This is a genomic window from Alteromonas sp. CyTr2 (assembly GCF_947311905.1).
Classification (GTDB): Bacteria; Pseudomonadota; Gammaproteobacteria; order Enterobacterales; family Alteromonadaceae; genus Alteromonas; species Alteromonas macleodii.
This window is the reverse complement of the sequence record NZ_CAMZMZ010000046.1, coordinates 1-19,261: the sequence shown is the minus strand read 5'-3', so window position 1 is coordinate 19,261 and position 19,261 is coordinate 1. Positions and strand designations below refer to the sequence as shown.

The window sequence follows — 19,261 nt, the reverse complement described above, 5'->3', positions numbered from 1 at the left end:
CTAAACAACGATAACAACAAGAAGTTTGTCGCAGGATGCGGCATAACATTAGCGCTTGCTACCTGCAAACTTCATCAAGGAATGATTATGAAAGATATTTTCTTCTTCGACTCAATGTTAACCCCTAAGATTATCACTTTCGTGTACTGGCTATTGCTTTTAGGATCTGTGGTAAGTGGCGTAACGACGATGTTTGTAGGGTACGACGCGAGTTTTGTATACGGCCTATTTATTATCGTGTCTGGCTGTATTGGCGCAAGAATCTGGTGCGAACTGCTTATCGTACTTTTCAAAATTCACAGCAACCTTCAGAAAATTGCTAGTAAAGAATAGTGCCATACCAAGGCTAGCGCTTCTCTAGGTAGCGCTAGCAATCCATCTAGTACTTTGATTGTGTAAGAGCATTAGTATCAATCTGCGACAGGATAGCCAAACAACCTCTTTAACTTTGCTTTTATCCCTTTTGCGTGCTGAAGCTGTTCACGAAGCACACCTATTTGACTAAAGTTAGCGCTAAGAGGATTGTCCTCAGGCATTTTTCCTACAATGCCGTACTTTATCGTTATCGTTTTGTCTTCTTTAGCGAAAGTGCCGAATAATTTATCCCATATAATAAGTACGCCACCGTAATTCTTATCGATGTATGGTTTATTCGTTGCGTGATGAATACGGTGATGCGTAGGCGTGTTGAAGATACGCTCTACCCAGCCTAGGTTTCCAATTGTCTGAGTGTGTACAAAAAACTGATAAGCCAGATTGATAGCGACAATGGCAAAAACCAGACTTGGCGAAAAACCAATAAGAATCATTGGTACCCAGAACAGCCACATGCCGACAAAAGGGTACAAAACGCTTTGTCTGAAGGCCGTTGTGAAATTCATTTTTGTCGAGCTGTGATGTACCACATGCGCTAGCCAAAACCAGTGTATGTTGTGTGAAGCACGATGAAACCAGTAGTACAAAAAGTCTTGAAGGATAAAACCTGCAAAAAGTGATAGTGCACTAAGCTCTATTTTAAATAGTGAAAACTGGTGTAACCAAATAAAAAAAGGCATTAGTAGAAGCAAGACCAATGCATCAGAGCCCTGATGCAATAGTGCAAGTAAGGCATTGTTCACACTGTCTTTTACATTGTAAAACTGTCGCGCTTTCTTAAATTCAACAAAAACACACAGTAGAAATACGGGGCTTAACCCTAGCAAAATAAGTTCAACGGGGATCAAAGCGTGCTCCTAACTTATCTAGACATTGCTCAATATCGTTTTGCAGTAGGCGCGACAGTAACCAGCTAGGTATGTACCAGGGCGCGCGACAGGTTATGCGATAAGAAACCTTTGTAACATTTTCTTGTGACGTGAACGCAATAGCGCCCCTGTGCGCCTTCACTGGGAAGTCATCAACCACTCTATACTCAATGCCGTTGGTATCTGCACGAACAATTTCTTCTTTAAAGCGTACTCCCAGAATAGTGACCTCTCTTACGCAGCCCTTTCCACCGCTAATCTCATTATCATTTTCTGCTTTCAATACCTTAAACGACGCATTGAAAAAATCGCTTAAATTCTGGTGATCAAGCAGCGTATCGCGCAGTTCTTTCGGCGTTGCAGCAATATTTTTTTGGTAGTAAACATCAACCATCTACGATATTTCCTTTTTTGATGACTCCTAGCATAAATTGACATTTTTATTTTATCTTGCGTTAATGCGACAGTGTTTTTGTTATTTTGCGACAAGCATATGCCATCAGTTTCCTCAGCCTATATCCAAAGTACGGTGAGCTATTTAGTTAGCTTAGGCGTTAGCGCCGACAATGTTTCGTTAACTACCCAGAAGCATGACTCACTGTCTGGCTCTTCACGTGTTGATATGAATGTATACGTTGAGCTGTTAAACCAAGGGGTCGCATTAACCAACAATTCGCTATTTGGTTTTGAGTTGGGTAAACATATTCAGGCGAAAGATTACGGAGTACTGGGTTACCTTGTTGAAAGTTGCGAAAACTTGGCTCAAGCCATCAATGCGCTAACCCGCTTTGACGCTTTAGTCGCTGACATTGGCACCACTAGCGTATTTTTTGAACCTGACAATACCCGCGTTGAGTGGGTACCCAAAAGCGCCGATTGCAAGCAGATGGTATTGCGCAACACCACAGCCTGGGTAGCAACCGTTTACAAGATATTAGGTTCTGCCTGTAAACTGAATGCCGTCACCTTTACGTTTCCTTTGAGTGATTCGGAAAAAGCCATGCTAGCGATGTGGTTCAATTGTGAGGTGGTTGATAACGCCAACACCAACGCCATTATTTTTCCTCAGCACCTTTTACATATTCCATTTACCAGCGAGAACAAAGCGATGTTTAGTGCGCTTGTAAAAGTATCCGAAGAAGAACTAATGGCGAGCAAAGGCGGCGACCGTGTTCAATTTGCCAATAGCCAGTTCTACGCCAATCAGCATGAAGACATAAGTCATAGAGTCGTTGCGCTTTTAAAAGCCAATCCAACCTTAAAAGGCTGCGATCAGCAACGCGTAGCCAATGCACTTTTTATCAGTCCGCGCACCTTACAGCGAAAATTGAAGCAAAGTGGCACTAGTTTTCAACAAATTCTCAATAGCGAACGCAAAGCCCGCTTAGATGATTTGCTGAAACATCACTCCATCGCTGATACCGCAGATTTATTGGGGTTTCAGGAACAATCATCATTTACCCACGCCTTTAAAAAGTGGTACTCAACAACACCACTGAAATACCAAAAACAACTTTTAGCGCCTTAAAGCTAATGTCCACTTCCTCATCGCCGAACTATTAAGTCGCGTTGAAGAACAACCGATAAAAAGCAATCGCCCTAGGGGCTGTTGACCTTTGGTGTACGAATTTTGGTCTAAATGGAAGCCTTTTAATCGCGAAACAGTCCTGCAAGCCTAGCGGGCTAAGTTAAAGGACTGTGACAAAGAGTAAAAGGCTTCCATAACGACCCCTTCGGGCAGCGCCTTTGTGCCATCTATACTGCGTTGAATGTTCTCGATTTAGAACCACTAAACCGTCAAACATTCGCCTTGTCTAGATGGCACACAGACCGCTGCCAAATGTACAACAAAGGTCAACAGGCCCTAGGTTAGTCTCTTAATCTTTTAGTATGAAATGGTAATGTTTAGCTATCGCAATGGTGAATATTAAACTAATGTGACGTAGTAAGCGTAGGTATTAGCAAGTGTCCAGCAACGCTAACTCACAGGAGATGCGCTATGATCGACCGTCCAGTTACATTGCCAACGCCATTAAACGTACTCGTGTCGAAGTCACTAAGCTTATGTGAGCTTATGTTACCCGTATGCGATGTGTTTTACCCCTTTGCTGCCATCTATGAAAACGGCCGAGTAGGTTGTATTTTCAACGACGAAACACAAGGTCAAAAGCGAGAGTCACAGCTTATCGAGCAGCTTCAGTGGCGAATTATCGATACCACCACCGACACAAACAGCTACAGCGTATTGGTTTATGCTGCGGCGGTTAATACCCAAGACAGTAAAACCCTCGACGCCATTGCCATAGCCACTGCTACACCAAATCATGAAGAGCGTTTGATTCTTTACCCTTATTACAAAGTTGATGATAAGGTAGTCATATCGCCACCAATTGATACGGTTACCCGCTGAAATTCGAGCGACTTTATATTTTAAACCGAGCAGAATTGCAGACACGTTATTAACTTTAAAACGTGTCTGCTTTCGTATCAGCTCAAACTTTTATTGAACGACGTATCTCGGCGTGAACCATAAACGGTCAATAATGAGGGCTTTGAAAGGTAGGCCGCTAGTAGGTGTGCAATACCTTTTACATTCGTTGTTACGATTAAAATTTTTTGTACTGTCATGGGCTGTCTTTGCTTGCCAAATCCCATTGGTCTGCTAGCATTCAGCCCAAAATTCATTAGCAAAATTAGGGATTAGTTATTATGTCTCGCGTTTTAATTATTGGTGCTGGCGGTGTTGCGTCGGTAACTGTGAAAAAATGTGCACGTTTACCGCAACATTTCGACGAAATTTACTTAGCAAGCCGCACGGTATCTAAGTGTGAAGCGCTACAGCAAGAAGTAGGTGCAGATCGCGTTAAGGGTGTTTTCGCTGTTAATGCTGACAACGCAAAAGAAGTGGAAGCACTTATCAACGAAGTAAAGCCAGACCTAGTAATCAACCTTGCGTTGCCATATCAAGACCTTCCAATCATGGATGCATGTCTTGCAACTAATACTGATTACCTAGACACCGCCAATTACGAGCCTAAAGACGAAGCGAAGTTTGAATACTCGTGGCAGTGGGCTTACCAAGACAAGTTTAAAGACGCGGGCATCATGGCCCTTCTTGGCAGTGGCTTTGATCCAGGTGTAACTAACGTTTACACAGCATATGCAGCTAAGCATTACTTCGACGAAATCCACTATCTTGATATCGTAGACTGTAATGGCGGCGATCACGGCCAGGCTTTCGCGACTAACTTCAACCCTGAAATCAACATTCGTGAGATTACCCAACGCGGTCGCTATTGGGAAAACGGCGAGTGGAAAGAAACGGATCCGTTAAGCGTACGTGAAGATCTGGACTATCAAAACATTGGTGTTCGCGCATCTTACCTGATGTTCCACGAAGAGCTAGAGTCTATTGTTAAGCACTTCCCTACCCTTAAGCGTGCACGCTTCTGGATGACCTTTGGCGATGCTTACCTTAACCACCTGCGTGTACTTGAAGGTATTGGTATGACTAGCATTGAGCCAGTTGAATTCCAAGGCCAGAAGATTGTACCACTAGAGTTCTTGAAAGCAGTACTTCCTAACCCAGGCTCACTTGCTGAAGGTTATAGCGGTATGACGTGCATTGGCACTTACATCACAGGTATTAAAGATGGCAAAGAAAAAACTATCTTTATCTATAACAACTGTGACCACGCGAAATGTAACGAAGAGGTAGGCGCGCAAGCAGTATCTTACACCACAGGTGTTCCTGCGATGATTGGCGCAGCGCTTATGCTTAACGGCACATGGAAAGAAGCAGGTGTATGGAACATGGAACAATTCGATCCAGACCCATTCATGGATATGCTTAACGAGCATGGTCTGCCATGGCACGTACTCGAATGTGAAGGTAGCCCTTTCACTAAATAATTGAAACATCAGGGCGCTTAATTCAAGCGCCCTTTTTTATTAACGCCACTATTTAAATCTAGATCAGATTACTGGAATGTAGGATACAGAGTAGTTTTGAGCTACGACCTGTAATGTAATACATTAGGCGTTTGATAAATGTTGAAAGCCGTTTTATTTTTTGGAGCTTTATCCCATTGACCGATTTAACTCAACGTACTGATATTCCCTCTCCATGCTACGTGCTGGAAGAAGCAAAATTAATTAAAAACCTTGAGCTGATGAAACGGGTTCAAGACGAATCTGGCGCGCGTATTATCTTGGCGCTTAAAGGCTTTTCTATGTGGTCTTGCTTCGACATCATCAAACAGTACTTACACGGCGCAACGGCCAGTTCGGTTTGGGAAGCGAAACTTGCTGCAGAGATGGGTAAAGAAGTTCACGCATACTCTCCTGCGTACAAGGTTAATGACGCAAAGGAATTGGTGAGTCTTGTTAATCACCTGTCTTTTAATAGTTTGACCCAGTGGAACGCGCATAAAGACGTGCTAGCAGGCGTGTCGTTAGGCCTTCGTATAAACCCTGAGCATCAAGAAGCAGATACGCCACTGTACGACCCAGCTGCACCAGGTTCTCGCTTAGGCATACGTGCTAGTGAGCTAGAAGGCGTAGACTTATCGGGTATTGAAGGTTTTCACTGCCACAACCTTTGTGAGTGTGATTCTTTTGCTACTGCACGCACCCTTGAAGCCATTGAAAAGCGTTTTGGCAAATGGCTTGGTCAATTAAAGTGGTTAAACCTAGGTGGCGGGCACCTGATGACCCGTGAAGGGTATGATGTTGAGCACCTCATCAACACACTAAAAGACTTTAAAGCCCGTTACCCACACCTAGACGTAATTCTTGAGCCAGGGTCTGCGGTAGCATGGCAGACAGGGCCATTAATTTGCGAAGTGGTTGATATGGTAGAAAATGACGGTGATATCGCTATTCTAGACATTTCAGCTACTGCTCATATGCCAGATGTGCTGGAAATGCCTTATCGCCCTACAATTTTGGGCGCGGGTATGCCTAATGAAAAAGCATATAATGTGAAGCTAGGTGGCAATTCGTGCCTTGCTGGCGATGTCATTGATACCTACTCATTCGATGCGCCGCTTAAGACCGGCGATCGATTACAGTTTGAGGATATGATGCATTACACCATGGTAAAAACCACTTTCTTCAACGGTGTAGAACATCCTGCTATCGGCATTCTACGTTCTAACGGCGACTTTGAGCTGGTTCGCGAATTCACCTACGAAGACTTTAAAGGTCGTTTGTCTTAATTAGCTTTTTTGTAATTGGCTAATTGTTAATGAGCCTTTTTACGGGCAAGCTGTTTGATTAAACAAACAGCTTGCTAAATTGCACGGCTCACACAGTAAATTCCCTACTATCTGATTCACCTTAATCAATGAACTCCTCATTTTTCTCAGGTTAAATTAAACCCAAATATGAGCAAATGGTCACCAGAGTAGACTGATGCGAACACTAAGTAGTTTTAGATAACTACTTAAGAAAATAGCGCCCTCTTCATCAGCTTAAAATTCACCTTCCAATTTGTCTTAATTTTATGCTTTAGCGCGCTTTTGCTACTGACTTTGGGATCTTCAACGTTTGCAATAACGTCTTCAAGGGCAGCAGGGTGTAAATTAAAATCTTCAACCCTTTCTTTTGGAACATTTCCATAACCTTTATATTCATTCACCTTGTTTTCAAAATGAATAATCGACATCCACATTCGCTTTCCTCTGACAGGCGTCAGTTCTTTTACACCACTCCAATATCCGTGCCTTTCTTGACACCAGATGGTTTTAAAATCTTCACTTTTTTCAATTAAACTCATAAACGGATTATGCACATGTGAGTGCAGGCCTAGCCTTACACGAGGCGCTACCTGCAGCGTATATCCATCAACAAAGTCAATTGCCATAAAAGATTGCTCTGAAAATTGATTCTGTACTTCTTTAACGAAGTCTTGGTGAAGGCTATCATCGTTATCAAGCCTCGTCGTAATAAGAAAGGGGGATGTTAATCTGGACGCTATTTCTTTTTTTATAGACGGGTAAAAGTTTTCCATTCCGTCTGCGTAAATAGGGATAAAATTGGAGAATTTTGAAGCTAGCTCGTTTATTTTTTCGCGATAAATTTCTGGTGTATTCGTATCGAAAAATACTAGCCATTCAAAGTTTTTTACCGTTTGAGATTTTATAGACGAATAACAGTACTGCTCAAACAGCTTCAATCTGTTTTCCATCCAGCGATCAGTTAAAACTTTGGATTGAGATTTGGTCTCATCCCAACCTTTTTTTCGAAGATTAAAGCGCGTTAATATGAAATGCTGAAACATGATAATGCCGTTGAATATAAGAAAATGAATTTACAAAGAAAAAGAATGCAAAAGGCATATTGAAATAATACCAATAAAAACTATTCTTTTACGAAATTTTTTCTTTTTCTTTGTTAACTAAGACCCACAAAACGTTAATTCGCTCACATTATTTCCTGAAAAAGGAAAAACTGAATTGATTTCAGGTCAGAGCGAGGCCTTAGCATTCAAGTAAACAACGTAGGAATTCATCGCGCATTGATTTTTATGGCGGCGCGATGGGGTTAGTGACTATACAACCCCACTTCCCGACGCCGCCTCAGATTTGTCTATCTCACCTTCAGCCAGTACTTCGTCATCTAACTCAATTTTAAATGACGTTCCCGCTTTTCCATGCAGGCTATAACGAAAGCCGTACATTTCGCCTTCATTTAGAGAAACTTCCGCAAAGGTATTAGGGTGGATTAAGTCGTAAACACCTGAGTCGTTAGCTTGAGAAAATATATCAACTAACCATTTTCCTTCTGACATGGTGATTTTGAGTGTTTTTGTCATATGAGCCTCCATAAACCTCAGTCCTGTTTGAACTGAGCAGTTGACGTGAATTACACTCCTTTGTATTTACTCCAAGGCCCTTAAGATCAACAACGTGTTTACGCTTTTGCGTCTAGACCAGCTTGATAAAGCGCATTCTTTTTCAAGTCATAGTGAGTGGCAACCACCGCCGCGGCCTTTTTAAGCGGCATGTGCTCACACAATACACTTAGCAACGACATTGCCTCACTGGGTATCGCCTGGTCACTTACCTTCGCAGGGCCAATCATGACGACGAATTCGCCTTTCTGGTGCGCAACATCCGCATTGAGATAATCAATTACATCTTGCGCGCTGCCACTCACGTAGGTTTCGAAGGTTTTGGATAGCTCTTTCGCTACAACAACCTGGCGTTCGCCTAGAACGCGCTGTATATCAGTAACGGTGTCTAAAATTCGTCGTGGGGCTTCATAGTAAACTGTGGTGAACGTTCTATCTATTAGCGCTGACAACACGCTTTCACGTGCCTGCACTTTAACCGGTAGGAATCCTTCAAAAATAAACTTATCTGTCGGCAGTCCCGACGCGCTTAATGCTGTAATTGCAGCACATGGGCCCGGCAGAGCGCTAACCGGAATACCTTGCTCACGGCACTTGCGTACCAAAACAAAGCCCGGGTCGCTGATTAATGGCGTTCCAGCATCACTTATTAATGCTACAGACTCGCCGCCCTTTAAACGCTCACAAAGCATTGCTGTGCGCTTATCTTCGTTATGCTCGTGCAGAGAAAGAGTTTTCGTTCCAATGCTAAAGTGCTGTAAGAGTCGAGCGCTGTGACGGGTGTCCTCGGCAGCGATCCAGCTTACTTCACTTAATACGCGTATTGCTCTAGCACTTATGTCGTCTAAATTACCGATAGGTGTTGGAACAATATATAAGGTGGCGGTGTCTGTCATAACAGTGATTAAGTCTTACGTTAATTTTGAAGAATATGCGATAAGTGTAACACGCCATTAGTCCAGATTATGCTGGCAAGCGTAGATTTTCACACTGGTTAAGATAAACTTGGCCTATAACGAAGTAAAAGGAATGAAACTGTGCGTCATATTGGACAAGCTGGAAAAATCTTTACGCTATCAGCCGTCGCTTCTGTATTGGTGCTAACGGGCTGTGGAAGTACACCTAAAACCCAGTCAAAGCCTGTGGTAGTGGAACCTACCCCAATTGAAACCACACAGGTTGAAGATAACGTCACACCTGAGCACAAACTCCTTGAAGCAAAAAAAGTATGGGAGCGCACCCGCAACAAAGAACAGCGCGATACGCTGTTGCTGCAAGCGGCTGACCTGTACCTTCAAAATCAACAGCCCGTTTTGGCTCAGCAAGTGCTATATGAGGTAAAAGAAGACGGTATTTCAGGTGTAAATCAATCTTATTACTCCCTTCTGGTAACCAAAGCCTATGCGGGAATGCCTGATGCCTCGGCAGAAGAATTGCTGGCTATGTTGGATGGCGTAACCGGTACAGGCGAAACCGCATTCCAAAAAGCGGAGCTTCAAACCCAGCTCTTCACGCAGCAAGGCAACCTGGCTGCGGCAGCGAATAGCGTATTAAAGACCAATCTTACTGACGATGAAAAAGTGCAACAAGTTTGGCAGTGGATTACCTCCATTCCTGCATCGTCACTAGATTCAGTAGGCAGTGCTTATCCCGACCTTTCTCCTTTCATTACTCTTCGCGAACTAACCGAAGAAAACGCGTCGTCACCGGAAAAATTAGCCAAAAGCCTACAGCAATTTAAGCAGGTTTATCGCGGTCATGTATTAGAAAACGCTTTGCCTGAAAACGTAATTGAAGCAACCCAGCTTACCGATGCTGGCGCCAACGATATTGCGGTTTTACTACCACTTTCTGGCAGGTTAGCTCGCACAGGACAAGTCGTTAAAAATGGCATCATGGCGGCTTATTACACCGATGTTGAAAAGCGCCAAGATGAACACCTTCTACCTCGTCTTCGTTTTATCGACACCAACGAAGTAGATACACAGCATTTACTCAGCGAAATTGGCGATACCAAGTTCATCATTGGCCCTCTTTTAAAAGACACTGTTGAACGTTTAATTCCCAGTTTGCCGCTTGGTGTGAACGTACTTGCATTAAACAGGCCTGACGAATTGCCAGACAATGCGTCTACTAAAGGGTTGGCAACAGGATCGTCAAATCCGGCGGTAGCCGATGATGCTCTTGCCTCTGGTACAGGTCTCGCAGGTGATGACACACAAAATGAACTCCACTCATTAGGCTTGCCTACCTCGCTGAATTATTACGGGCTAGCACCAGAAGATGAAGCAAAGCAGCTTGCTGAATTTATCTTTAATAAAGGATATCGTGCGCCTATCGTTATTGCCGCACAAAGCAGTCTGTACCAGCGAATGGACGACACCTTTAAAAAGCACTGGCGAATACTCAACAATCAGGAAAACAAGCAGCGCGCCAACATAACGTCGGTATCGTTTAACGACAGTAATTCACTTCGAGAGGGAATTACACAGGCGCTAGATGTGGCGCAAAGCAACGAGCGTATCAATCAAATTGAGTACATGACAAATGATGAAGTGTACAACATGCCTCGCAGTAGGCGTGATATTGATGCCATTGTTGCATTTGCCTCACCTCAAGACACAGAACTGCTTAACCCCATTATCGAAGCGAGCTTAAACCCATACGATGGCAAACAAGTCCCCGTGTATGCCACCTCTCGTTCAATGGATTACGACAGCGGGAAAAACCAGTGGCGTGACCTGCAGAATGTGCACTTTATCGACATGCCTTGGTTAATGCCTTCACATAGTTGGCAACCTCTTCAGCAGGAGGTTGAACAGGCTTGGCAAAATCAAAATACTATGCAAAAACGTTTATTTGCGTTCGGTTTTGATGCCTATCAGTTGTTGCCTCAGCTAGGCATGCTGAACACGCTGAAATATCTTTCACACGAAGGGTTAACGGGTACACTTTCCCTTAATCAACAAGGTGAAGTAATACGCAAACAGCCTCAGGCAATTATTCGTAACGAAAAAGTTCAAATGCTTTCGGAGTAAAATGATGTCAACACTGCAAGGGAGTGCAGCAGAAGACAAGGCCTGTAAATATCTGATGGAACAAGGCCTTATTCTTCGATGTCGAAATTACCACACTCGGCGTGGCGAGCTCGACATTGTAATGCAAGACGGCTGCACCATAGTGTGCGTTGAAGTTAAATACCGAAGACGAAATCAGTTTGGCAGTGCTTTAGAGTTTGTGACTGCCAAAAAGCTCCAGCGAATTCAGGCTGCGTTTGATTTCTATTTGTTAGATAATGGCTTAAATCCAGCGTCTACTTCTCTGCGAATAGACGTTGTTGCCATAGACGGAGACAACCTTCAGTGGTTGAAGAACGTGGGCTAAAGACTGACAATATCCAGTTTTTAAACTGATGTCCCCCAAAGAGGGCTAGAAGCGTACGCCAACGATGGGCGTGGCCGATATTGATGAAAATGTCTTTATGTCAGAAGTATTCCGTTTGTTTTATCTTATGATTTGCAACCCTTCATCGGTTTGATGAAAGTTTCTTAGGTTCCCACAAATAATGAGTCATCCCAACAACAAGGTTTCGTCCAGCAGCGTTGATAACCAAGAAATAGAGCTAATAGTCGGCAACTCCAGCTCTAATTTTTCTGGCGTAACGTCTACGATGCTGCAAGTAACATCGCTACAGAAGCATATGATTAATTTGCGGATAATGGGCAAGCATTTTGTTCCAGACCCATCAATGACTATTACTTTTTGGGAGGTCGCAAAAATGTGTCGACGCCCGCTTAGTAATGGTAAGTGGCGAATTTTTCATGCGCGTCGCGTTGACGAGATGATTCAGGGTGTGATCCTCAAATACGTGTTTCGCGCCAAGATAAAGCTTGTATTTAGCTCTGCCGCTCAGCGAAAGCGTTCGGCTTCTACGGTGTGGTTAAGAAATAAAATGGATGCGGTTATTGCAATGAGTAATCGCTCTGCAAAATATCTAAATAAGCCCCCCGCCAAGATAAATCTACACGGTGTGCAAATAGACAACTACACGCCAGCAGAAAACAAGCAAGAAGCATGGCAAGCATTAGGCTACGGCGGCAAGTACGGCATTGGTATTCTGGGCAGAGTTAGAGAGCAAAAAGGCGTTCATCTATTTGTTGAAGCATGCATCAAAGTATTGCCCAAATACCCTGACGTGAACGCAGTAGTTGTAGGTGCCATATCCTCGAGTAACCAAGAATTTGTAAACGAGCTTAAAGAAAAAATTTCTAAAGCCGGGTTAACTGACCGAATTGTTTTCACCGGTGAATTGCCGTTTGAGCAAATTCCTAGAATCTTCAGTGCACTGTCATTAGTAAGTGCACTTAGCTATAACGAAGGGTTTGGATTAACTGTACCTGAAGCCATGAGTGCTGGGGCTGCGGTATTAGCTACTCAGGCGGGCGCATGGGAAGACATCATCAGGCCAGGCGTTGATGGGTATATTGTTCCTACCAAAGACCAGCAAGCTGTCACAGAAAAGATGGATTTGCTGCTTTCAGATATGGACAAACTCGCAGAAATGGGCAAAGCCGGACGCGAACACGTTGTGAAAAATTTTAAGGTTGAAGATGAAGCTAGAAACCTGGTTGAGTTTTTTCGCACGCTTCAATAGTAAATGCGAGTTGATTATCGCGAGCGATAAACGTTAGGCCGTTTTTCTCTCGCGCTGAGGCCACAGTTTAAACCTCTGACTTTCAGATACTGGCCATTACAAAAATCAAGGCGCTGTAATGCAGCGCAAAAAATTTCACTAAATGGTCTGCCGTGTGGTGAAAAAAAAGAGATGACACATGATTGAACAGATAAAAGCGAATTTTACCGAGAGCATACAAACCAAAATAGCGGCATCGGAAATATTGCCAGAGCATATTGAGAAAGCGGCGTACATGATCGTTGAAGCCTTAATTAGAGGTAATAAAGTACTGAGCTGTGGTAATGGCGGGTCTGCAGGTGATGCGCAACATTTTGCTTCCAACATGCTCAATCGCTACGAGCGCGACCGTCCCAGCTTACCGGCAATCGCATTAAGCACAGACACCTCAACCCTGACGTCTATTGCGAATGACTATAACTTCGAAGAAATATTTGCGAAGCAAGTACGGGCGCTCGGCCAACCCGGAGATATACTGTTGGCTATTTCAACCAGCGGTAACTCTCGTAACGTCATAGCAGCGATGGAAGCGGCATTATCTCGCGATATGACCATTGTCGCGCTTACTGGCAAAGACGGCGGTGAAATGGCGGGCTTCTTAAGTGAACATGATGTTGAAATTCGCGTGCCGTCAAACCGCACTTCGCGTATTCAAGAAGTTCATTTACTGGTAATTCACAATTTATGTGAATGCATTGACGACAGCTTATTCCCTGCCGATCACGGCGACGAGTAGTAAAGAGGACACAAGTGAAAAATTTGGGACTACTGGGTTCTTTATTAGCCCTAATTCTTACATTGCAAGGGTGTGTAGTGGCCGTTGGAGCTGCAGGCGCTATGGCTGCGAAAGTGGCTAATGACAGACGTACTGTGGGCACGCAGCTTGATGACCAAAATGCCGATGCTGCGGTGTCGTATCAATGGTCGAAAAGCGATGCGCTTAAAGAGCAGGCTAACCTTCAAGTGGATGTTTATAACGGTGTAGCGTTGCTAACCGGGCAAGCGCCAAACCAAGGCTTAGTTGACGAAGCTGTGCGCCGCGCCCAAGAAGTAAGCTATATCAAAAAAATTCACAACCAAATTAGAATTGGCGAGGCGATAGGTGCAGGCACACAAGCCAACGACCTGTGGTTAGCGTCAAAAGTGCGTACTAAAATTGTGGCAGACGAACGAGTGCCTGCTCTACAAGTTAAGGTAGTGGTTCAAGATTCAGAAGTATTCCTGATGGGTCGGTTAACCAATTTAGAAGCCACAGCCGCTGTAGATATTGCTCGTAATATTACGGGTGTCGCGCGCGTAGTTAGAGCCTTTGAAATTGTTCAATAGAGAGTTCGCCACTGCCCTTTTGGTTGCAGGGGCACTCTTTATGGAAATTTTAGACGCCACGGTTATCACCACGGCGTTACCTGTCATTGCTGCCGACTTCAATGTGCCGGCAGCCCACTTATCTATTGGTGTATCGGCATACTTGGTAGCCGTAACACTCTTTATTCCATTAAGTGGTTACGCAGCCGATAAATTTGGCGCACGCACTATATTTGTAGCAGCGATTGCCGTATTCACTTTTGCCTCGGTCCTTTGTGGCCTGAGTACTAGCTTATTCGAATTTACCTTATCTCGCATTCTTCAAGGTTTAGGCGGGGCAATGATGGTTCCCGTGGGAAGATTAGTGGTTCTGCGGGACTTGCCAAAGGAAAAGCTGGTAAAAACCGTGGCCATTATAACCTGGCCTGCGTTAAGCGCACCGCTACTAGGCCCTGTGCTAGGCGGTTACATCGCCACTCATTTCAGTTGGCAGTGGATTTTTTATATGAATATTCCACTGGGCATAATCGCTATCATCGCGTCACTGTATCTCCTTAAAAACATTAAAGGCAATGTAGGTAAATTCGATATTAAAGGCTTTTTGCTCACCGGTATCGGCTTTGCGCTGTTTATGGCGGGGATCGAGTTTTTAGCGAGTACCAGCGACAAGCTTATTCGACCACTTGGCATCATCGCTATTGGCTTAGTACTCATGGTATTGGCAGTCAAACACGTAAAAACGGCCAAGAACCCACTATTTTCTTTCGATGCGATGCAACACAAAACCTTCCGGCTTACTGTGTTTGGCGGCTCTGTTATGCGTGTCGCACTTGGCAGTGCACCGTTTCTTGTGCCACTCATGCTCCAGCTTGGATTAGGTTACTCACCTGTAGAAGCCGGCTCACTGTTGCTGTGGCTGTTTGCTGGAAACTTAGCGATAAAGCCAGCGACAACGTGGATCATGAATACCTTCGGCTTCAAACGCGTGCTTGTAATAAACGGCGTGCTCATCGCCCTTGGTTTTGTGGCGCTCGCGATGATAAATCACTCCACATCGTCATTTACTATTGCCGTTATTTTATTTGTTAACGGTATTACTCGCTCAATGCACTTAACGCTAATAAACACCATTGCTTTTGCCGACGTCCCCCCCAATAAAATGCGAGACGCAAACACGCTAGGCGCCATTTTAATGCAAATGAACCGCGGTCTTGGCATTACCCTTTCTGCGCTTGCTATCGCTGCTGCAGCATTCATTCTTGGACAAAGTGCCAATATGCCAAACCTACAAACGTTTACGCTATCTATGATGTTTATGGCCGCAGTAGCACTTGTCAGCATTTACGATAGCTTAATGCTGTCGAAGGAAGATGGCGATTCAGTGTTAAACAAACGAAAAGCGAAAAAAGCACGACAGACTTAGTTCATAGGCTTCATTAAGTGAACTGATGACAATTGTCATACGCGATTGGTGACGTTTGTGACTAACGCAATCTGAGGTACCTCGGCATACTTTACCTATAGACATTACTACATCAGGTAAAGCTCATGGAACAAGTATCTCACGCTTCATCAATAACTCCCGTTCAAAATACTTCCATCCCATTGGAACAGCAGCGGGAAGATTTTAAAAAGAACCGATTCATTGCCATGCCGCTAGCAGGCACTGTTGTTTGGGCTCTACTTGGTATCAGCGCTCCCTTTGTATCTGAATTAACCATAACCTGGTTGCTGTATATCGGCACAGGTGCCATCTTCTACCTCGGTGCAGGTCTTTCCTACCTCACCGGTGAGCGATTTTTTGCCAAGAAGGCGGCAAAGAACAGTTTTGATCGTCTTTTCTTCGTTGGCATGATTATGAGCCTAATGGTATTTGCCATTGCGCTTCCCGTTGCAGCCATCGACCACACCACCGTTCCATTGAGTATTGGCATTCTCGCAGGCCTGATGTGGATGCCTTTATCATGGGCTATCGAACACTGGATAGGCTACTTTCACACGCTAACCAGAACCTTCGGCATTGTCGCCGCCTGGTACTTGTTTCCCGATGCAAGGGTAGAGGCAATATCGGCTGTGATTGTCGCTGTCTACATTGTGTCATTAATTACCCTTGAACGTCGTTTTCAATCAATCAAATCTAACTAATTTCACTTTAATTAAGAAGGAATGCACTATGACTTATTTACTTTTGGCAGTTGCAGTTATCACCGAAGTTACCGCTACCATGCTGCTTAAAATGTCGAACGGATGGGAGAAGTGGGCTTTTGGGTACGGCGCTATCTTTTTCTACGCGATATCTGGAATGCTGTTTGCCATGGTCTTAAAGAATATGGGAATTGGGGTCGCCTACGCCATTTGGTCGGGCATGGGAATCGCACTTATCACCGCTGCTTCGGTGGTATTTTGGAAACAAACTTTCGACATTTATGCCGTGCTGGGTATTATGTTGATTATCTCTGGTACGCTGCTAATTACTAGCAAGTCTGCCGTTGTATTTCAGTAGGGACGAAGTACTCACAATGCTCAGCAATAAAAGCATACAAGATAGTAACAGCGCGGTGCCTGCCGTCAAAAACGAGAGCACCGCGCCTGACATGCCCCTTTTGGCAAGTGGACGGAAAAAGCGCTGGTCTCACGGAAGCTTGTTTTTTTCACTGTTCTTTTTTGTTCCGCTTATTATTTCCCGTCCTCTTCCCATCGAAACATGGGTGCTTCAAACCCTGGGATACCTTAGCTTTGTCATTCTTTACATTAAAGCCATAAACCAGCCTGTTAAAACACTGCCCACTTATTTGCTACTCATGTTTCTACTTTCGGTAGCATGCAGCTTTCAAAACCCTGGTGGCGCAACCATTATCGGCTTTATTGCTTTTATCGTAGGTTATTACAATTCGCTCAAGACAGGCATAATGAGCATAGGCGTGATGATGCTGGTACTCGTGTCACTGCACATTACCGTATTTAATAACGCACATTTTCTTTTAAGTGCTTCGTTGCTCAACAGCTTAGTGCTATTCGGGTTTGGTGTTATGGAGCGCAAAGAAACACTCCATAGTCTGAAAGAAAGCCAGCAGGCCGAAGCGCTACGAGTATTGTCTGCGATCGCTGAACGTGAGCGAATAGGCAGAGACTTACATGATGTTGCGGGTCACGCACTCAGCTCTATTTCGTTAAAGGCACAACTGGCCGATAAACTTATAAGCAAAGATAAGATTGAAGACGCGCATCGCGAGGTAAAAGCGCTGGCACAGCTTTCTCAAGCGCTACTGAGTGATATTCGTCAAGCAGTGTCAGATATCAAGCAGCTTTCTCTTAGCGATGAAATAGCAAAAGACAAATCACTGTTAGAAGAAAACGGCTTTAATGTTACAACCGATATTGAAGGCGGCGCTGAAGCACGTTTAAGCGCTAAACAAGAAAGCCAGCTTGCGCTTATTATCAAAGAGCTGACAACCAATACCTTGCGCTATTCAAACGGTAACGCGGTATCCCTTGGTCTTGAAGTTAATGAGCAAACCGTGAAAATGACCTATAAAGATCATGGCGTAGTTGAGAACACCGCATCAATTAAAGAAGGAAACGGATTAATGGGAATTAGAGAACGCGCGGCGTCTATTCATGCGGATGTGGACATTTCTTTCCTTCCTCACCCTATTGTCAGGGTTCAGCTTACTACCGAGCAAGCTTTGTCACATAAGGCTTCCCTATGAACTCAAAAGCGCCAACTACTATTTTGATTGTTGAAGATCAGTCGCTGGTTCGCGATGCCATTGCCATGCTTCTGTCATTAGAAGACGACTTAACCATTGTTGAAAAGTGCAGTAATGGAAAGGAAGCCATTGATTATTTAAATGATAACCCTGCACCACACATTATTTTGAGCGATATTGAAATGCCGCTGGTTTCAGGGCTAGATCTAGCCGCCCACATTGCAAAGCAAAGTCTCAATAGCAAGGTGGTGTTAATGACTACCTTTTCTAAACCAGGCTACATCAAGCGTGCATTAAGTTTAGGGGTTAAGGGTTTTATATTGAAAGAGTCTGACAGCGACTACCTGATAGATGCCATTCACAAAGTCTCTGCGGGAGAAAAGGTAATTTCGACTGAGCTCGCCATCATGGCTCTTGACGACAACAATCCACTGTCGCAAAAAGAAATGTCCGCACTAAAACTTGCTTCAGAAGGGCTTAAAACCCAAGGCATTGCTCAATCGCTGTTTTTATCTGAAGGTACGGTAAGAAACTACCTCTCAGAGGCTATTTCAAAGCTCGATGCGACCAACCGCGTAGATGCTGCTCGCATAGCTAAACAAAAAGGTTGGCTCTAATAAAGGCTTAAAACCACGTCGTAGCAATTGCTGTAGACGTCGGTATATTTAGCTTTTCAGACAAACCGGTAAGCACGCGTTCGGGACCGTATACGATACCTTGCTGTTTAGCGGTCCATACGCAGGTTAAAATACTCGTACCTTTGCGTAATTCACACTGCCACTTAGCGGTCGTTTCAGCGAGCCGTTCATAGTCATCTTCTATTTCCCAACCTCCGTCTACATGGTCTACGATAAGTTGTTCAAATTGAGCGAACGGAATAGGTTGAATGATTACCCATTCGTTTTTCTTAAACTTTTTTTCTAACCGCGATTTTTTAAAACTGGTAAACAATCCCACGCTCCATCTCCGTATGATTGAAAGGCCCTACTTACTACAAAAGCACGTCTTCTATTTCGACACCGTTCCCATAATCTGCCCTGAAGGTGTTGGACAAGAACACGATGTTCCAACCATTTCACTATTTGACGTTGGGCACGCGCCATACTCACCGTTTCCGCTATAACGACATTGGTTACCAAATTCAGGTTTAGCAACTGCAACCTTGCCGTTTTTCTTCGCGTTTATATCTTCATCGCCGGGTAAATACACCGTGTAGGTACACCCTGACAAAAGCATATTAACAACAAGAAAACCAATACCGTAAAGTGCTTTCACTTTCATAAATAGTTGCTGGGCATTTTTAGAACAGTTTTAAAACTATGCTAATAATGAAGATAAAACAAGAAAAAATAAGCAAAAAAAAGCCAGTCTTTAGACCTGTCTCTTGATCACAAGTCGATATCAAGAGACATGGCTAGCTCATATCCTTCAAGGATGGTTTGCAATTTGAACC

The 19,261-nt window shown here is 44.1% G+C and carries 22 protein-coding genes; 15 read left to right on the top strand and 7 right to left on the bottom strand.

The window, feature by feature from the left end; all coding sequences use genetic code 11:
• Positions 1 to 87 precede the first annotated feature (87 nt).
• Positions 88 to 333, top strand: a complete 246-nt coding sequence (locus QME20_RS17755) for a DUF4282 domain-containing protein (protein WP_014950508.1) — start codon at positions 88 to 90, stop codon at positions 331 to 333.
• A gap of 77 nt (positions 334 to 410) precedes the next feature.
• On the opposite strand, the gene QME20_RS17750 is transcribed toward QME20_RS17755, so the two are convergent.
• Both QME20_RS17750 and QME20_RS17745 read right to left on the bottom strand, forming a co-directional pair.
• A complete protein-coding gene (locus QME20_RS17750) occupies positions 411 to 1,223 on the bottom strand; it encodes a sterol desaturase family protein (protein ID WP_039226248.1) in 813 nt (270 codons plus the stop codon).
• Complete coding sequence (locus QME20_RS17745; protein ID WP_039226246.1) at positions 1,210 to 1,638, bottom strand: SRPBCC family protein; 429 nt, start codon at positions 1,636 to 1,638, stop codon at positions 1,210 to 1,212. The genes QME20_RS17750 and QME20_RS17745 overlap by 14 nt, the downstream gene beginning before the upstream one ends.
• Positions 1,639 to 1,737: 99 nt before the next feature.
• Here QME20_RS17745 and QME20_RS17740 point away from each other — a divergent pair, with 99 nt between their 5' ends.
• The 4 genes from QME20_RS17740 (at position 1,738) to nspC (ending at position 6,463) form a co-directional block, all read left to right on the top strand.
• The gene (locus QME20_RS17740) at positions 1,738 to 2,772 is read left to right on the top strand and encodes an AraC family transcriptional regulator (RefSeq protein ID WP_281716338.1); all 1,035 of its coding nucleotides are present in this window, start codon (positions 1,738 to 1,740) and stop codon (positions 2,770 to 2,772) included.
• A gap of 471 nt (positions 2,773 to 3,243) precedes the next feature.
• Positions 3,244 to 3,654, top strand: coding sequence for a hypothetical protein (locus tag QME20_RS17735; RefSeq protein ID WP_039226244.1), 411 nt, complete (start codon positions 3,244 to 3,246; stop codon positions 3,652 to 3,654).
• 299 nt (positions 3,655 to 3,953) lie between these two features.
• Complete coding sequence (locus QME20_RS17730; protein ID WP_281716337.1) at positions 3,954 to 5,156, top strand: saccharopine dehydrogenase family protein; 1,203 nt, start codon at positions 3,954 to 3,956, stop codon at positions 5,154 to 5,156.
• Between the two features lie 176 nt (positions 5,157 to 5,332).
• Positions 5,333 to 6,463, top strand: a complete 1,131-nt coding sequence (nspC, locus tag QME20_RS17725; RefSeq protein WP_281716336.1) for a carboxynorspermidine decarboxylase — start codon at positions 5,333 to 5,335, stop codon at positions 6,461 to 6,463.
• A 227-nt stretch (positions 6,464 to 6,690) separates the two neighbouring features.
• On the opposite strand, the gene QME20_RS17720 is transcribed toward nspC, so the two are convergent.
• From QME20_RS17720 to rsmI, 3 genes are all read right to left on the bottom strand, one after another.
• Complete coding sequence (locus QME20_RS17720; protein WP_281716335.1) at positions 6,691 to 7,527, bottom strand: glycosyltransferase; 837 nt, start codon at positions 7,525 to 7,527, stop codon at positions 6,691 to 6,693.
• A gap of 270 nt (positions 7,528 to 7,797) precedes the next feature.
• A complete protein-coding gene (locus QME20_RS17715) occupies positions 7,798 to 8,061 on the bottom strand; it encodes a hypothetical protein (RefSeq protein WP_014950517.1) in 264 nt (87 codons plus the stop codon).
• Between the two features lie 98 nt (positions 8,062 to 8,159).
• Positions 8,160 to 8,996 (bottom strand): 16S rRNA (cytidine(1402)-2'-O)-methyltransferase, encoded by an 837-nt coding sequence (gene rsmI / locus QME20_RS17710; protein WP_281716334.1) that lies wholly within the window; start codon positions 8,994 to 8,996, stop codon positions 8,160 to 8,162.
• Between the two features lie 141 nt (positions 8,997 to 9,137).
• Here rsmI and QME20_RS17705 point away from each other — a divergent pair, with 141 nt between their 5' ends.
• From QME20_RS17705 to QME20_RS17660, 10 genes are all read left to right on the top strand, one after another.
• Positions 9,138 to 11,138: a penicillin-binding protein activator gene (locus QME20_RS17705; RefSeq protein ID WP_281716333.1), complete on the top strand. Its 2,001-nt coding sequence runs from the start codon at positions 9,138 to 9,140 to the stop codon at positions 11,136 to 11,138.
• Positions 11,139 to 11,142: 4 nt separating this feature from the next.
• Entirely contained in the window at positions 11,143 to 11,484 is a 342-nt protein-coding gene (locus tag QME20_RS17700) for a YraN family protein (protein ID WP_049589072.1), read from the top strand.
• A 181-nt stretch (positions 11,485 to 11,665) separates the two neighbouring features.
• Positions 11,666 to 12,754: a glycosyltransferase family 4 protein gene (locus tag QME20_RS17695; protein WP_281716332.1), complete on the top strand. Its 1,089-nt coding sequence runs from the start codon at positions 11,666 to 11,668 to the stop codon at positions 12,752 to 12,754.
• A gap of 178 nt (positions 12,755 to 12,932) precedes the next feature.
• Positions 12,933 to 13,529 carry a phosphoheptose isomerase gene (locus QME20_RS17690; RefSeq protein WP_014950522.1) on the top strand — a complete coding sequence of 199 codons (597 nt, stop codon included), beginning with the start codon at positions 12,933 to 12,935 and terminating at the stop codon, positions 13,527 to 13,529.
• 14 nt (positions 13,530 to 13,543) lie between these two features.
• Positions 13,544 to 14,119 (top strand): BON domain-containing protein, encoded by a 576-nt coding sequence (locus tag QME20_RS17685; protein WP_014950523.1) that lies wholly within the window; start codon positions 13,544 to 13,546, stop codon positions 14,117 to 14,119.
• Between the two features lie 19 nt (positions 14,120 to 14,138).
• Positions 14,139 to 15,521 (top strand): MFS transporter, encoded by a 1,383-nt coding sequence (locus tag QME20_RS17680; protein ID WP_332306399.1) that lies wholly within the window; start codon positions 14,139 to 14,141, stop codon positions 15,519 to 15,521.
• Positions 15,522 to 15,646: 125 nt separating this feature from the next.
• The gene (locus QME20_RS17675) at positions 15,647 to 16,243 is read left to right on the top strand and encodes a hypothetical protein (protein ID WP_281716331.1); all 597 of its coding nucleotides are present in this window, start codon (positions 15,647 to 15,649) and stop codon (positions 16,241 to 16,243) included.
• A gap of 28 nt (positions 16,244 to 16,271) precedes the next feature.
• Entirely contained in the window at positions 16,272 to 16,601 is a 330-nt protein-coding gene (locus tag QME20_RS17670; protein WP_014950526.1) for an SMR family transporter, read from the top strand.
• A gap of 16 nt (positions 16,602 to 16,617) precedes the next feature.
• Positions 16,618 to 17,808: a histidine kinase gene (locus tag QME20_RS17665; protein WP_239300561.1), complete on the top strand. Its 1,191-nt coding sequence runs from the start codon at positions 16,618 to 16,620 to the stop codon at positions 17,806 to 17,808.
• On the top strand, positions 17,805 to 18,425 hold the full coding sequence (locus QME20_RS17660) for a response regulator transcription factor (RefSeq protein ID WP_281716330.1): 621 nt from the start codon (positions 17,805 to 17,807) through the stop codon (positions 18,423 to 18,425). The genes QME20_RS17665 and QME20_RS17660 overlap by 4 nt, the downstream gene beginning before the upstream one ends.
• Before the next feature lie 7 nt (positions 18,426 to 18,432).
• Here QME20_RS17660 and QME20_RS17655 read toward each other — a convergent pair whose 3' ends face one another.
• A complete protein-coding gene (locus QME20_RS17655) occupies positions 18,433 to 18,765 on the bottom strand; it encodes a hypothetical protein (RefSeq protein WP_014950529.1) in 333 nt (110 codons plus the stop codon).
• A 51-nt stretch (positions 18,766 to 18,816) separates the two neighbouring features.
• Positions 18,817 to 19,089, bottom strand: coding sequence for a hypothetical protein (locus tag QME20_RS17650; RefSeq protein ID WP_281716329.1), 273 nt, complete (start codon positions 19,087 to 19,089; stop codon positions 18,817 to 18,819).
• Between the last annotated feature and the right edge of the window lie 172 nt (positions 19,090 to 19,261).

What these genes read in the sequence shown, in the direction of transcription:
- QME20_RS17755 (WP_014950508.1), top strand. Translation starts at nt 88, where the DNA reads ATGAAAGATATTTTCTTCTTCGACTCAATGTTAACCCCTAAGATTATC.
- QME20_RS17745 (WP_039226246.1), bottom strand. Translation starts at nt 1,638, where the DNA reads ATGGTTGATGTTTACTACCAAAAAAATATTGCTGCAACGCCGAAAGAA.
- QME20_RS17740 (WP_281716338.1), top strand. Translation starts at nt 1,738, where the DNA reads ATGCCATCAGTTTCCTCAGCCTATATCCAAAGTACGGTGAGCTATTTA.
- QME20_RS17735 (WP_039226244.1), top strand. Translation starts at nt 3,244, where the DNA reads ATGATCGACCGTCCAGTTACATTGCCAACGCCATTAAACGTACTCGTG.
- QME20_RS17730 (WP_281716337.1), top strand. Translation starts at nt 3,954, where the DNA reads ATGTCTCGCGTTTTAATTATTGGTGCTGGCGGTGTTGCGTCGGTAACT.
- QME20_RS17720 (WP_281716335.1), bottom strand. Translation starts at nt 7,527, where the DNA reads ATGTTTCAGCATTTCATATTAACGCGCTTTAATCTTCGAAAAAAAGGT.
- QME20_RS17715 (WP_014950517.1), bottom strand. Translation starts at nt 8,061, where the DNA reads ATGACAAAAACACTCAAAATCACCATGTCAGAAGGAAAATGGTTAGTT.
- rsmI (WP_281716334.1), bottom strand. Translation starts at nt 8,996, where the DNA reads ATGACAGACACCGCCACCTTATATATTGTTCCAACACCTATCGGTAAT.
- QME20_RS17700 (WP_049589072.1), top strand. Translation starts at nt 11,143, where the DNA reads ATGTCAACACTGCAAGGGAGTGCAGCAGAAGACAAGGCCTGTAAATAT.
- QME20_RS17695 (WP_281716332.1), top strand. Translation starts at nt 11,666, where the DNA reads ATGAGTCATCCCAACAACAAGGTTTCGTCCAGCAGCGTTGATAACCAA.
- QME20_RS17690 (WP_014950522.1), top strand. Translation starts at nt 12,933, where the DNA reads ATGATTGAACAGATAAAAGCGAATTTTACCGAGAGCATACAAACCAAA.
- QME20_RS17675 (WP_281716331.1), top strand. Translation starts at nt 15,647, where the DNA reads ATGGAACAAGTATCTCACGCTTCATCAATAACTCCCGTTCAAAATACT.
- QME20_RS17670 (WP_014950526.1), top strand. Translation starts at nt 16,272, where the DNA reads ATGACTTATTTACTTTTGGCAGTTGCAGTTATCACCGAAGTTACCGCT.
- QME20_RS17665 (WP_239300561.1), top strand. Translation starts at nt 16,618, where the DNA reads ATGCTCAGCAATAAAAGCATACAAGATAGTAACAGCGCGGTGCCTGCC.
- QME20_RS17660 (WP_281716330.1), top strand. Translation starts at nt 17,805, where the DNA reads ATGAACTCAAAAGCGCCAACTACTATTTTGATTGTTGAAGATCAGTCG.
- QME20_RS17650 (WP_281716329.1), bottom strand. Translation starts at nt 19,089, where the DNA reads ATGAAAGTGAAAGCACTTTACGGTATTGGTTTTCTTGTTGTTAATATG.